Consider the following 13,541-nt stretch of genomic DNA (forward strand, 5'->3'; position numbering starts at 1 on the left):
CCGGAGACCGCCCATGAAACGGGTGAGCGACCGTGAAGGGTGAGTTCGACCTGAGGGCGCTGCTCGCCGAGCGCGGCGGCGAGCGGTACGAGCTGCACGCCCGCTATCTCAACCACCAGTTGCCGCGCATGCTCCACACCATCGGCTTCGACAAGGTGTACGAGCGGGCCGAGGGCGCCCACTTCTGGGACGCCGACGGGGTCGACCACCTCGACATGCTCGCCGGCTTCGGCGTGATGGGCCTCGGGCGGCATCACCCCGTCGTCCGCAAGGCCCTCCACGACGTCCTGGACGCCCAGCTCGCCGACCTCACCCGCTTCGACTGCCAGCCGCTGCCCGGGCTCCTCGCCGAGCGGCTGCTCGCCCACAGCCCGCACCTCGACCGGGTCTTCTTCGGCAACAGCGGCACGGAGGCCGTGGAGACCGCCCTCAAGTTCGCCCGGTACGCCACCGGGCGACCCAGGGTCCTCTACTGCACCCACGCCTTCCACGGGCTGACCACCGGCTCCCTCTCCGTCAACGGTGAGAACGGCTTCCGGGACGGCTTCGCCCCGCTGCTGCCCGACACGGCGATCGGGCTCGGCGACCTCGGCGCCCTGGAGCGGGAGCTGCGCAAGGGCGACGTGGCCGCCTTCGTCGTGGAACCCATCCAGGGCAAAGGCGTCCACGAGGCCCCGCCGGGCTTCCTGCGCGCCGCCCAGGAGCTGCTGCACCGGCACGGGGCGCTGCTCATCGCCGACGAGGTGCAGACCGGCCTCGGCAGGACCGGCGACTTCTACGCGTACCAGCACGAGGAGGGCGTCGAACCCGACCTGGTCTGTGTCGCCAAGGCGCTCTCCGGCGGTTACGTGCCGGTCGGTGCCACCCTCGGCAAGGACTGGATCTTCAAGAAGGTCTACTCGTCGATGGACCGGGTCCTGGTCCACTCGGCGAGCTTCGGATCGAACGCGCAGGCCATGGCGGCCGGGCTCGCCGTCCTCTCGGTCATGGAGGACGAGGGGACGGTCGCGCACGCCCGTCGGATCGGCGACCTGCTCTCCGGGCGGCTGAGGGAGCTCGTGCCCCGGTACGAGCTGCTCCACGAGATCCGCGGGCGCGGCCTGATGATCGGGATCGAGTTCGGCAGGCCGTCCTCCCTGGGGCTGCGCGGGCGCTGGACCATGCTCCAGGCGGCCCGGAAGGGTCTCTTCGCCCAGATGGTCGTCGTGCCGCTGCTCCAGCGGCATCAGATCCTCACCCAGGTCTCCGGGGATCATCTGGAGGTGATCAAGCTGATCCCGCCGCTGGTCGTCGACGAGGCGGATGTGGACCGGTTCGTCACGGCCTTCACCGCGGTCATGGACGACGCCCACGGTGGCGGCGGGCTGATGTGGGACTTCGGGAAGACCCTGGTGAAGCAGGCCGTCGCACAGCGCTGACCGTACGGCTCAGAGCTTTTGCCTCTGAGGTAAGAAACTTGCCTCAGAGGCACGATCCTGGCGGAATGGACGCATGGACCACGTCCCCGGGGACACCTCCCCGGACCCCGTCACCCCGGCTCCCGGCGCCCCTGGTGCCGTCGGCCCCGACGTCCTGCCCGACGTCGCCCCGCAGCTGCGGGCCCTGCGCCGCCGCCGGGGACTCACCCTGGAGGCCGCCGCCCAGCGGGCGGGCCTCTCGCCGGCCCACCTCTCGCGCCTGGAGACGGGGAACAGGCAGCCCTCGCTCCCGATGCTGCTCGCCCTCGCCCGCATCTACGGTACGACGGTCTCCGAGCTGCTCGGCGAGGCGCCCCCCGAACGCGACCCCGTCGTCCGCGCCGGGCGCTCCGAACCCGTCGAGGCCGACGGGTGGATCTACCGCCAGGCGGGCGGCGCCGGGCGCGCCCTGCAGTGCCTGCGGGTCCACGTGCCGTACGCCACCCGGGCCGACATCGTGCGCGTCCACCCCGGCGAGGAGTGGATCCACGTCCTGGAGGGCCGGGTGCGGCTCGCGCTCGGCGAGGCCGTCCATGTCCTCGATCCCGGGGACAGCGCGCACTTCGACTCGCCGACCCCGCACCGGATCGGAGCGGCGACCCCCGGAGGGGCCGAGCTGCTCTTCGTCCACACCCTGATGCAGAGCCCCGTCGCCGAGCTGTGTCTCGGCGACGGAACTCCGCACCGGCGCTGATCCCGTACTTCCTTCGAAAGAAAAGGACCGAGATGTCCGAGAAGTCACGAGCTGTCACCGGCGAAGAGCGAGGCGAGGGCAAGTTCCCCAAGGGTCTCGTCCTGCGCCTCTTCGCCTATCTGATCGCCGGGCACCTCTTCGCCGGCTTCCTCTACCTGCTCTTCATGCTCGGCGGGCAGCAGTAGGCCCGGGTCACGCCTCCGTGAGCAGCCGCTCGCGCAGCCGCTCGCGGGTCTCCGGGGACAGCTTCAGGCCGTCCGCGAGGTAGGCGTCCACCGAGCCCCAGGTCGCCTCGATCGTCTCGAAGGCGCCCCGCAGATACTCCACCCGCGCGTCGAACAGCGGGCTCAGCAGCTCCATCACCTCGGGCGACATCGCGTCCGGGGCGGTGGAGCTGCGGCGCACCTTGTAGCGGCGGTGCGGGTCGTTCGACTTCACGTAGTCGGCCTCGATCGCCTCCCGCTCGACCCCGACGGCCAGCAGGGTGATCGCGATGGAGAGCCCGGCGCGGTCCTTGCCGGCCGCGCAGTGCATCAGGGCGGGGAGGCTGTCCTCGGCCAGGGAGTGCAGGATCCGGCTGTGCTCCACGGTCCGCTCGACCACCATCTTCCGGTACGAGTCGGACATTCGGTCCGCGGCCTTGCCCTCGCCGAGGATGTCCCGCAGCTGCTCGATGTCGCCGTCGCGGACCAGCTTCCAGAACTCCTTGCCGTCGGCCGGGTCGTTGAGCGGTATGTTCACGTTCCGCACGCCCGGCAGTTCGACGTCCGGGCCCTCGATCTTCCGGTCGGCGAGGTTCCGGAAGTCGAAGACGGTGTGCAGGCCGAGCGAGTCGAGGAAGACGACGTCCTCCTCGGTGGCGTGGGCGAGGTGGCCGCTGCGGAAGAGGCGGCCGGGCCGCACGGCGCGCCCGTCCGTCGTCGGCAGGCCGCCCACGTCCCGGAAGTTGCGGACCTCGGCCAGCTCGGGTTCGTTCGCTTCGATGGGCGGGACCTGCGGCAGCTGCTGCGTCACGGATGCTCCTGATGGTCGACGTTCGGGTGCCCGACGCGAGATCGGTTCCAGGGACAATCATCCAGGTGGGGGCGCGATGACGCACCCCCCTGGACGGGAATGGGTGATCTGTCCGAATTGGGGCGTTGCTTATAACGCGCCCTGTTTACAGGCGAGATGAGCTCGGGCGCGTGAGCAGGGTCATAGAAGTGACGGATCGTGGCCGAAGGGCCGGAGCAATTCCCGTGCGGAAAAAGGAAATCGAGGGTCCGTCATCCACGGAGGGTGACCGGCATTCCGAGGGAAAGGCCGTGCCCGGAAAGCCGGGAAAAATCATTGGCTTGTTCGCGCCGACCCCGCTCGTCTAGCGTCACCGTCAATCCGGTCGGACCGCCGAATCCTGCCACCGTCCGGAATTCCACTCATCCCATGCGTGGCAGGAGCGGGGGACCCAGGAAGTACGCCGGTCCCGCGACGCAGGACGGCTCGGGGTGAAGCCGCGTGAGAGCGCGGCCGGACATCTCCAGTCCGAACCCGACAGCTCACCTCGTAGGCGCCGGAGAGGAATTCGCCATGCCCGCGAAGGGTAAGCACCGCCGCATCAAGTCCAACCGCCTCACCCGCGGAATCGCCGCCGCCGGTACGGGAGGCGCCGTCGTCGCCCTCCCGCTCCTCGGCGCCACCGGCGCCCACGCCGCCGAGCAGGCCCCGGTCGCCGCTCCCGGCCAGGCCGTCACCGCCGCCGCCCAGGTGAAGGCCCCCGCCGTCGCCAAGACGGCGCCCGCCGCCGCGAAGGCCGCACCCAAGACGTACTCCGTCGTGCGGGGCGACTACCTGTCGAAGATCGCCGCCGAGCACCACCTCGCCGGCGGCTGGCAGAAGCTGTACGCGGACAACCGTCAGGTGGTCGGCGAGAACCCCTCGCTCATCCTGCCCGGCATGAAGCTCACCCTCGGCGCCAAGAGCACCGCCAAGGCCGCCGCGCCGAAGAGCGCCGCTCCCAAGGCCGCCGCCCCCAAGGGCTCCGCGAAGAACGGCGACACCTCGCGCGCCTCCCGGAGCAGCGAGCGCTCCTCCGCCCCGGCCGCGAGCACCCCGTCCGCGGACACGTCCGCCGCGCAGACGTCGAAGTCCTCGGGCGCCGCGACCTCCGCGTCCGGCTGGTTCGCCCCGGTCAGCGGCGGCATGTCCACCCCCTACCGCGCCTCCGGCTCCATGTGGTCCTCCGGCTACCACACCGGTGTCGACTTCATGGCCTCCACCGGCACCACGATCGTCGCGGTCGGCCCCGGCACCGTCTACTCCGCGGGCGACGGCGGCGCGTACGGCAACCAGGTCGTCATCCAGCACGCCGACGGCACCTTCTCGCAGTACGCCCACCTCTCCTCGATCTCCGTCTCCGCCGGCCAGACCGTGAGCGGTGGCGAGCAGATCGGCCTCTCGGGCGCGACCGGCAACGTCACCGGCCCGCACCTGCACTTCGAGATGCGTACCGGGCCGGAGTACGGCTCCGACATCGACCCGATCGCCGCCCTGCGCCAGCACGGCGTGAACATCTGACGCCCCGTCGTCACGCGGAGGCCCGGCACGCATGTGCCGGGCCTCCGGCGTGTTCCCGGTCTATTCCGGCTTGGCGAATTCTTTATCGGTGGCATATGTCACCCGACGTCAACCCCTCCTTACGGTCGCGTAGGTCACATCCGAAGGGGAAAGATGTGCTCCCGTGGCAGACGATTCGAGATCAAGAGACAAGCACGCATTCGGGTCGTACGCGGCGATCGGTGACAGCTTCACCGAGGGCGTCGGAGACCCCGGGCCCGACGGGACGTACGTCGGCTGGGCGGACCGCTTCGCGGTGCTGCTGGCCGACCAGCTGCCGGAGCACGACGCCTTCCGCTACGCCAACCTGGCCGTACGCGGGCGTCTCCTCGACCAGATCGTGGCGGAACAGGTCCCCCGGGCGAAGGAACTCGCCCCCGACCTGGTGACCTTCTGCGCCGGCGGAAACGACATCATCCGCCCCGGCACGGACCCCGACGAGGTCGCCGAGCGCTTCGAGCGCGCCGTCGCCGAACTGACCTCCGCCGTCGGCACCGTGATGGTGACCACCGGCTTCGACACCCGAGGCGTCACGCTCCTCAAGCACCTGCGCGGCAAGATCGCCACGTACAACGGGCACGTCCGGGCCATCGCGGACCGCTACGACTGCCCGGTCCTCGACCTCTGGTCCCTGAAGTCCGTGCAGGACCGACGCGCCTGGGACGACGACCGGCTGCACCTCTCGTCCGACGGCCACACCCGGGTCGCCCTGCGCGCCGCCCAGGTCCTCGGCATGCCGGTGCCGGCCGACCCGGACCAGGAGTGGCCGCCGGTACCCCCGCGCGGCACGCTCGAGGTGCGCCGCGACGACATCCACTGGGCCAAGGAGTACCTCGTGCCCTGGATCGGCCGCCGGCTGCGCGGCGAGAGCTCCGGCGACCACGTGGAGGCCAAGCGCCCCGATCTCATGCCCCTGTAGTCCAGGGGACCGCCGGCGGGTGCACCTTGGCGGGGATCCGCTCCAGGACCCCGCCGGCGAACACGTCGTACAGCGGCAGCGTCTCCAGATGGACGTAGCCGATGTGACAGTCGCAGACGGCGAGGGGGCAGGCCCGGGGGCGGAGGGCGGCGCGGTACGAACCGTCGTACAGGTTCCCCAGCTCCGCCTTGACGAAATGGCAGCGCCGTACCGTCCCCTCGCCGTCCACCGAGATCACCGACTCCCCGGTCCGGCACGGCAGCCCCGCCGAGCGGTGCGGATGACGGCTGTACGGGAAGAGCGGGTCGATCCGCGCCCACTCCGCGGCCTCCGCGTCGGTGTACGTGTGCCCCTCCGCGGCGTTCACCCAGAGGTAGACGTGCGCCGGCAGCGCGGCCCGCAGCCGCCGGGCGTGCTCCGCGTGCTCGGGAAGCCCGACGACGCCGACGCTGTAGCGGACGCCCCGCTCGGCCAGCTCCCCGCACTTGGCGAGGAAGCGCTCGTACGGCGTCTGCCCCGGGTGGTACGTGCACCAGAGCGCCACGCTCTCCGGGTCCGCCTCCTCCAGCCAGTCGGTCCGGCAGCTCAGATTCGTCTGGATCGCCACCCGCTCCACGTGGGGGAGCCGGGACAGCTCGACCAGTGCCCGCCGGTACCAGGAGCGGACCAGGCCCTCGCCCCAGGGGGTGAAGAGGACGTGCAACCGGTCATCGGTCTGCCCGGCGGCCCACCCGGTGAACCGTTCGAGCGCCGCGCGGTCCGCGCGCAGCCGCTCCCGGCTGTCCCTGCGCTTGGCGAACGGGCAGTACGGACAGTCGAAGTCGCAGGAGGAGAGCGGCCCGCGGTAGAGCAGCGTCAGGTCCATGCCCGGACCCGTCGGCCCCGGGACGGGCGGCGGTGTCAGGTCCATGCCCGGGCCCATGATCGGGATCGGGGTCCGGATCGCGTTCGGGTTCGGGGAAGGTGTCAGGTCCATGGTCGCCGCCTACTTCGGCTCGTACGCGGCCATCGCGGACCGCACCGAGGGGGAGAAGAGCTCCGGGCCGAGGCCGTCCGAGTGGGCCAGACCCTCCGCGGACAGCCGGAGCAGCCCGGACGGTGCCTCCTCGTCCAGCCAGCCGAGGGCTTCGAAGCGGCTCAGCTCCGCCGGGAAGTCCGCGAACGGCGAGGAGCCGAACCGCTCCTCGTACCCGGCGACCGGCATGCCCTCGGCCTGGAGCAGCGACTGGAGCAGATGGCGGCGCCTGGCCTCGCCGGCGTCGACCCACCGGCCGACCTCGGCCCGCGAGAAGTCCGCGCTCTCCGTGTAGGCGTCGATGATCGTACGGATCTCCCGCATGTCGACGGCATAGTCGAAGGAGTAGTGGAGGGCCGAGGTGTACGAGCGGGCCCCGCAGCCAAGGCCGATCATGCCGTCGGTCTGGCAGGCGTAGTCGTCGGGGCCGAGCGGTGCGGCGTCCGTCCGGCGGAACATCCGCATCGACACCTGCTCGTAGCCGTGCGCGCGGAGATGGTCCCGGCCGTACCGGTAGAGGCGGAGCCGCTGCTCGTCCCACTCCCGGTCGGCGGCGGGGGAGATCCGGCCGAGGCCGGTGAGCGGCCGCACGTACAGCGGATAGAGGTACAGCTCCTCCGGGCGCCAGGCGAGGGCGGCGTCGAGAGAGGAGCGCCAGGAATCCTCGGTCTGGCCGTCGATGCCGTAGATCAGGTCGATGTTGAGCACGGGGACGCCGGTGTCCCGGATCCGGCCGAGGGCCGCTTCGACGTCGGAGCGGCGCTGCGGCCGGACGGCCGCCCGTGCCTCGGCCTCCACGAAGCTCTGCACCCCGATGCTGAGCCGGGTCGCGCCCCGCTCGGCGAGCAGGGCGAGGCGGTCGGCGGTCGCCGTCGCGGGAGAGGTCTCCACGGACAGCGGCACCGCCCGCAGATCCACGCCCATCCGTTTCTCGGCGATGTCGCAGAGCCGCTCCAGCTCGCCGGCGGTGAGGAAGGTGGGTGTGCCGCCACCGAACGCGGCCGTCGCGAACCGCACCGGGTCCCGGTCGCCGAGTGCCTCGCGGACGGCCGTGGCCTGGCGGTCGAGCGCGTCGAGATAGCGCGTGGTCAGCTCGTCGGGGGCGCCGATCCGGGTGAAGAGATTGCAGAAGCCGCAGCGGACCTCGCAGAACGGTATGTGGGCGTAGAGGGAGAGCGCGTCCTTCGGCTCGTCCCGCCAGAGCGCGGCGAGCGAGGGCGCTGGGTCGGGGAGCGGCCGGTACGCCGTCTTGTGCGGGTAGGCGTAGACATAGCTCCGGTACGGACGCGGGGCGGCGCTGTCGCTCATGCCACGGCCTCCCGCTCCGGGCCGGCCAGCTCGAACTGGGCGTACGGGACCGTCCACACGACCTCGTGGCCGAGCCGGTGACCGGTGTACCCGTCCTCCCCGTACGCGGTGCCGTGGTCGGAGCTGACGATCGCGAAGCACGGGCGGCGGCTGCTCATGGCGGCGAAGAGCCGCCCGATGTGCCGGTCGACGTACTCGAGTGCGGCGGCGTGGGTGGCCCGGGAGTCACCGGCCTCGCGGGTGGCGCCCGGCAGGTGGAACCAGTTGGGCTGGTGCAGCGCGGCCACGTTGACGAAGAGGAACAGCCGCCGCTCGTGAGGGAGACCGGCGACGACCTCCTCGGCGCGGGCGACCTGCGACTCGAAGGAGGTGGGGGAGGCCACGCCGAACGACGGCTCCCAGTGACTCTCCTGGAACAGCCCGGGGAGCACGGTGCCGAGCGGCGGCTGCTGGTTGAAGAAGCCGACCCCGCCGACGCAGACCGTGCGGTAGCCGGCGCCGGCGAGGGCGGACACGAAGTCGGGGGTGTCGTGGACGTAGGTGCCGTCCGCGGTGGTCTCGCTGCCGGCGAAGCGCGCCGCGAACAGCCGTGGGTGCGGGCCGGGGGAGGCCGGGGTCGGCAGGAATCCGGCGAAGATCGCCTGGTGGGAGGCGTAGGTGAAGCTGCCGGGCGCGTGTCGCCGCTCCCAGACGCCGCCGGGGAGGTGGCGGACCAGGTTCGGGATGCGGCCCGCGGCCGCGAGTTCGACCGCCACGTCGTACCGGAGCGTGTCGAGGGTGACCAGGAGCAGATCGTGGCTCCCGACGATCGCGTTCATGTCGGGCTGGTTCACGCGGTGCTCGTTCCTGTGGTGCTGGTGCTGGTGCTGGTGAGCCGATGGGTGTGGGGGAACTGGGCGGCGACCTGGGCCGCGTAGGTGTCGAGGCCCTCGGCACCGCTGCCGGGCAGGCCCGTGAGGCCCGGCAGCAGATCGCCGAAGGCGTTGACCTCGCCCACGGCGAACCGGCGCCAGCCCGTCGAGGGCAGCAGATCGACGCCCACGCACCGGGTGCCGGGGAAGACCGCGGCGGCCCGCTCGCACACGTCGAGCGCGTCCGTCCACCGCGCGCCGGCCGCGCCGATCGCGGCGCGGGCCGCGAGCAGATCGCCCCGGGTCCCGCCCAGATGCAGATTGGTCATGGGGGAGCGGCTGGTGCGCAGCACCGCGTGGGTGGCCCGTGCGTCGATCACCACCACCCGAAGGTCGGCCGCCCGGCCGCCCTGGGCGGCCTTGGGCAGCCAGCGCTCGACGTGCAGCCCGTCGGGGGCGAGGGCGTCCACGATCGCGCCGACCTCGCGCTCGCTCGTGTAGCGCCGCACCCGCAGGGAGTTGAAGAGCCGTCCGCCGGGCCCGCGCTCCACCGAGGTGGTGGCGTGCACCCGGCCCGCGCCGTTCGTCTCGACCGCGAGGACTCCCGAGGCGGAGGAGCCGTGCGCGAGCTTCACGAAGACCCGGCGCAGTCCCGGCTCGGCGGTGAGGGCCCTGACGTCCGCCCATCCGCGTACGACCGGGGCGGAGGGGCCCGACGTCGGCGATTCGGGCACCGGTACCCCGGCCGCGCGGAGCAGGCCGTGGCTCAGCCGCTTGTCGAACAGATCCGCCAGCTCGGCGGGGTCGTCGACGAGCACGGCGCCCGCCTCGGCGACGGACCGGGCGAGCTCCGCGGTGGCGGCGACGAACCGCGCGTACCAGCGGCCGGTGCCCTCGACCCGCGCCGGATCGTCGACCTCCCGGAGCAGCCGGTCGGCCTCCGGGTCCTCGCCGGGCGAGTCCAGGCGGACGGTCTCGCCCTCCGCGAACCGCGCCGCACCGCGCAGCACCTCGGGCCAGGACACCACCCGCGCACCGGGCAGCCCGGCGGACCGCAGCGCGTCCTGGAAGAACGCGACGCGGCGGCCCGCCGGATCCCCGACGACCACGAGGCGCGGGTGGGCTGTCATTCGGCGACCGCGACGTACCGCCAGACCCGGCCGTCCCCCTCGTCGTCCGCCTCCTGCGCGTCGCCGAGGTCGACGGCCACGCCGTGCGGGGCGAGCGCGGCGAGCACCCGCTCCTGCATGGCCTTCGAAAGGTAGTGGTGGGAGAGGTCGAGCCGGCCGAGGTGGGTCAGGGGCTGCCCGTCGAGCAGGGCCGCCGCGCCCTCGTCGGTGAGGACGCCCATCGACAGGTCGAGCCGCTCGATCCGCGCGAGGACGGGGGCGCCCGCCACGGCGGCGGCCACGGCGTCCTGGATCACGCTGTTGCGCAGGCCGAGCGCGCGCAGGGCGGGGAACGCCGCGCCGGAGAGCAGCGGCGCGAGGTCGTCCGCCGTGCTGTCGCCGCCGTACTCGTCGGTGCCGAGCCAGAGTTCCAGGTTCTCCAGGGCGGGCAGGTCACTGCCCACGATCCCGCGCACGACCTCGGCACCCAGACCGCCGGTCTCCACGACCAGGGTCTCCAGACCGGTGTGCCGGATCGAGGGGAAGGCCAGCCTCGAACCTCCGCGCACCCCGAACTCCCGCAGGTTCGGGTAGGCGGCGAGCAGCGGGGTCACGTCGGACTGGATGATCCAGGAGATCTCGCAGTCCTCGCTCGTCATGTCGCCGAGGAAGACCGCCTCCAGGGCGGTCAGCCGGTTGTTGGCGGCGATGAGCGCCGTGACGATGTCCGCCGAGGAGTTCTCGTACGCCTCGTCCCAGCCGCCGACGACCAGCGCGCGCACCCGGCCCACGTCGACCGTCTTCAGGAACCGCTCGAACTGCGCACCCCACTGCTCGTCCTCGTCCTCGCAGTAGGTCGGCGAGGAGAGCCGCCAGGCGACCGCCGCGGCGTCGGGCAGTTCGACGCTCGCGCCCGAGCCCGCGCCCGAGTCCGAGTCGGAGTCCGTGTCCGGGAAGTGGAACACGGGCAACCCGTGGAATTCCTCGAGGTAGTGGCCAACGGTCATGACTGAGCTCCCGGCAACGGACGGCGTGGATCGGCTGATGGCAAGAGTTCTACCAAGCGGCACCGACAACGCCCTCCGGCGGGTGGGCCTCCGAGGGCCCGGCTCGGAACCCGGGACCGAATGTCAGACCCGGCCTCTAGCGTCGTTCTCGTGTTCGGCCGTACCGCGCCGAACGGGAGGGGAGAGCCATGTACCGGCAGGGAGACGTACTGATCGCGCCCGTCGAGGAGACGGCCGTTCCGGAGCGGGTGAAGACGGCGGCGGGGGAGCCCCGGGACGGCCGGGGCCGACTCGTCCTCGCCCTCGGCGAGGTCACCGGGCACGCCCACGCGATCCCCGGGCCCGGACGACTCGTCCGGGAGGCGGGGCCCTTCGGCCCGCTGCTGCTCGAACTGCCCGAGGGCGGCCGGGTGGTGCACGAGGAGCACGCCCCGATACCGCTGCCCAAGGGCTGGTACCGGGTGGTGCGCCAGCGGGAGTACGTACCCGGGGCGTACCGGATCGTCGCGGACTGACCGAGAGAGACCTGGGGGCTTCCACATGAACCACGCCGACAAGAACAGCGCCGGCAAGAACCACGCCGACACGAACCGCACCACCGCACAGGACAGGTGGCGGTCCGTCGCCGCGGCCACGGGCCCCGCCGACCGCGCCGCCGCGGAGGCCGGAATCCGGCTCGCCTACCGCACGGCGGGCCTCGCCGAACCGGCGCGGGTGCTCTGGGCGGACTCGCCGCTCGCCGCCGTCGCGCTCGTCAGAGGGCTGGACGACCAGGGCCGTTCGGTCCGGGACGAGGTGCGCACCCGGCCCTGGGCCGAGGAGCGGCGCCGGCTCCACGACACCCTCGGGCCGGCCGGCTGGGCCGCCCACTGGCAGGCGACCGGGGCCCCGCTCTGGGACCTCACCCGGAGCCTGGCCGACCGGATCCGGGCCGCGGTGACGGAGGACGCGACCGCCCCCGGTCCGGCCGCGCAGGCAGGCGCCGGGGCAGGCGGGGCGGCCGTGCGGCCTTCAGGGCCGGAGGCGACCGCGGTGCGGCTCGTGCTGCTCGACGCGGTGCTCGGCCAGCACGACGCGGCCTGGCTCGCCGCTTTCGACGGTCACGGCGACCGCCTCGCGGGCCTCGCCGCCGCCGCCGAACACGCGGGCTGGTGGTGGCCGTACGAGAACGTCGCCGTGATCTGCGAGCGGCCCGTCGAACTGCACCGGGACGAGGCCGGGCGGCTCGACCGGGGCGACGGCCCCGCGCTGGCCTTCGCCGACGGCTTCGCCGTGTACGCCTGGCGGGGGATGACCGTGCCGGCCGACTTCCTCGCCGGGCTCGCCGGCCTCACCCCCGAGCGGATAGGGCAGGAGGACAACGCCGAACTGCGGCGCGTGATGCTGGAGTACTACGGCTACGACCGCTACCTCACCGCCTCGGGCGCGCGGCACGAACACCGTGACGAGACCGGCGTCCTGTGGCGGATCGAGCTGGCCGACGACGAGGACGTGGTGATGGTGGAGGTGGTCAACTCCACGCCCGAGCCGGACGGCAGCCACCGCACGTACTGGCTCCGGGTCCCGCCCGCGACCCGGACCGCGCGGGAGGGTGTCGCCTGGACCTTCGGGCTGCGCCCCGAGGTGTACGAGCCGCTCGTCCAGACCTGAGCCCACGGCCCGGGACGGCGTCCCGCAGCCGCGGTCCGGCCGTGCGGAGGCGCGACTGGTACGGAGAGGTGAAGGGCGCCGACGGTCGGGAGTGGCGTACCGGAGGCGGCGGTGGCGGGTGCTGGGATGTGCCCGCCGGAGCCCCGGCACCCAGCCTCGAAGGGACCGCCCGTGACGATCCGCCGGCCAAGCGCCGTCCGTACCGCCCGTCTGCTCGCCGCCACCGCCGTGCTCGGCGGGCTGCTCGTCGGCACCGTGGCGCCCGCCCTGGCCGCCGCACCCGAGCGGACGGCCCCGCGTGCCGTCCGGGCGGAGGCGCCCGCCACGGTCACCGTCTCCGGTCACGGCCGCGCCTCCGCCGCGCCCGACCTGGCGATCCTCTCCGTCGGGGTCGAGGCCACCCGTAAGACCGCGAAGGAGGCGATGGCCGCGCAGAACACCGCGGCCGAGGCCCTTCTCCTGGTGCTGGACAAGCAGGGGATCGCCGAGCGGGACATCCGTACCGACAGCCTCTCGCTGTCCCCGGTCTACACGCAGAACGCCGCGGGCGAGAGCAAGGTGACCGGCTACCAGGCCGGGCAGTCCTTCTCCGTGAAGGTCCGGGAGATCGACAGGGCCGGCCAGGTCATCGGCGCCGTCAACGACGCCACGGGGGACTCCGGCCGGATCAACGGCGTCGTCTTCGACGTCGCCGACCCGTCCGCCCTGCGGGTGAAGGCACGCGAGGCCGCCTACCGGGACGCGTACGACAAGGCGGCGCAGCACGCCCGCCTCAGCGGCCATCAGCTCGGCCGGCTCGTCTCGCTCAGCGAGGGGGAGTCCGTGCGCCCCGGTCCCGGCGCCGCCCCCGGCGTCGCCCACGACGAGGCGAGCGTTCCGACGGCCCCCGGCGAGGTCGAGGAGCAGGTCACGGTCTCGGCGGTCTTCGAGCTGGTGTGA

Annotated in this window: 14 protein-coding genes and 1 riboswitch; of the genes, 8 read left to right on the plus strand and 6 right to left on the minus strand. The window is 72.8% G+C overall.

Translation table 11 applies throughout. From position 1 onward, the window contains the following. Positions 1-32: 32 nt before the first annotated feature. The 3 genes from IF00_RS0102500 to IF00_RS46005 all read left to right on the plus strand — a co-directional run bounded on the left by IF00_RS0102500 (position 33) and on the right by IF00_RS46005 (position 2,336). Positions 33-1,418, plus strand: coding sequence for an aspartate aminotransferase family protein (locus IF00_RS0102500; protein WP_030313700.1), 1,386 nt, complete (start codon positions 33-35; stop codon positions 1,416-1,418). A 73-nt stretch (positions 1,419-1,491) separates the two neighbouring features. Beyond that, positions 1,492-2,151 carry a helix-turn-helix domain-containing protein gene (locus tag IF00_RS0102505; protein ID WP_245234406.1) on the plus strand — a complete coding sequence of 220 codons (660 nt, stop codon included), beginning with the start codon at positions 1,492-1,494 and terminating at the stop codon, positions 2,149-2,151. Positions 2,152-2,183: 32 nt separating this feature from the next. Further along, positions 2,184-2,336, plus strand: coding sequence for a DUF6126 family protein (locus IF00_RS46005; protein WP_167346839.1), 153 nt, complete (start codon positions 2,184-2,186; stop codon positions 2,334-2,336). Positions 2,337-2,343: 7 nt separating this feature from the next. Here IF00_RS46005 and IF00_RS0102515 read toward each other — a convergent pair whose 3' ends face one another. Further along, a complete protein-coding gene (locus IF00_RS0102515; protein ID WP_030313704.1) occupies positions 2,344-3,165 on the minus strand; it encodes a tyrosine-protein phosphatase in 822 nt (273 codons plus the stop codon). Positions 3,166-3,553: 388 nt separating this feature from the next. Beyond that, positions 3,554-3,713, plus strand: a riboswitch (cyclic di-AMP (ydaO/yuaA leader). A 4-nt stretch (positions 3,714-3,717) separates the two neighbouring features. Between IF00_RS0102515 and IF00_RS0102520 the strand changes: the two genes are divergently transcribed. Beyond that, on the plus strand, positions 3,718-4,704 hold the full coding sequence (locus IF00_RS0102520) for a M23 family metallopeptidase (protein WP_030313706.1): 987 nt from the start codon (positions 3,718-3,720) through the stop codon (positions 4,702-4,704). 163 nt (positions 4,705-4,867) lie between these two features. Beyond that, complete coding sequence (locus tag IF00_RS0102525; protein WP_030313709.1) at positions 4,868-5,662, plus strand: SGNH/GDSL hydrolase family protein; 795 nt, start codon at positions 4,868-4,870, stop codon at positions 5,660-5,662. Here the strand turns inward: IF00_RS0102525 and IF00_RS0102530 are convergent. From IF00_RS0102530 to IF00_RS0102550, 5 genes are all read right to left on the minus strand, one after another. Then, positions 5,649-6,527 (minus strand): STM4011 family radical SAM protein, encoded by an 879-nt coding sequence (locus IF00_RS0102530; RefSeq protein WP_051819796.1) that lies wholly within the window; start codon positions 6,525-6,527, stop codon positions 5,649-5,651. The genes IF00_RS0102525 and IF00_RS0102530 overlap by 14 nt on opposite strands. Positions 6,528-6,647: 120 nt before the next feature. Next, entirely contained in the window at positions 6,648-7,985 is a 1,338-nt protein-coding gene (locus IF00_RS0102535; protein WP_030313713.1) for an STM4012 family radical SAM protein, read from the minus strand. Beyond that, the gene (locus tag IF00_RS0102540) at positions 7,982-8,803 is read right to left on the minus strand and encodes an STM4013/SEN3800 family hydrolase (RefSeq protein ID WP_037637411.1); all 822 of its coding nucleotides are present in this window, start codon (positions 8,801-8,803) and stop codon (positions 7,982-7,984) included. Before IF00_RS0102540 ends, IF00_RS0102535 begins: the two co-directional genes overlap by 4 nt. Before the next feature lie 11 nt (positions 8,804-8,814). Continuing rightward, a complete protein-coding gene (locus IF00_RS0102545; RefSeq protein ID WP_030313717.1) occupies positions 8,815-9,966 on the minus strand; it encodes an STM4014 family protein in 1,152 nt (383 codons plus the stop codon). Then, positions 9,963-10,952: an STM4015 family protein gene (locus IF00_RS0102550; RefSeq protein WP_030313719.1), complete on the minus strand. Its 990-nt coding sequence runs from the start codon at positions 10,950-10,952 to the stop codon at positions 9,963-9,965. Before IF00_RS0102550 ends, IF00_RS0102545 begins: the two co-directional genes overlap by 4 nt. 188 nt (positions 10,953-11,140) lie before the next feature. Between IF00_RS0102550 and IF00_RS0102555 the strand changes: the two genes are divergently transcribed. From IF00_RS0102555 to IF00_RS0102565, 3 genes are all read left to right on the plus strand, one after another. After that, positions 11,141-11,467 (plus strand): hypothetical protein, encoded by a 327-nt coding sequence (locus IF00_RS0102555; protein WP_030313721.1) that lies wholly within the window; start codon positions 11,141-11,143, stop codon positions 11,465-11,467. Positions 11,468-11,492: 25 nt separating this feature from the next. Then, positions 11,493-12,602: a DUF6745 domain-containing protein gene (locus tag IF00_RS0102560; RefSeq protein WP_030313724.1), complete on the plus strand. Its 1,110-nt coding sequence runs from the start codon at positions 11,493-11,495 to the stop codon at positions 12,600-12,602. A gap of 171 nt (positions 12,603-12,773) precedes the next feature. Beyond that, a complete protein-coding gene (locus IF00_RS0102565; RefSeq protein WP_030313731.1) occupies positions 12,774-13,541 on the plus strand; it encodes an SIMPL domain-containing protein in 768 nt (255 codons plus the stop codon).

The organism is Streptomyces flavochromogenes (genome assembly GCF_000717595.1).
Taxonomy (GTDB): Bacteria; Actinomycetota; Actinomycetes; order Streptomycetales; family Streptomycetaceae; genus Streptomyces; species Streptomyces flavochromogenes.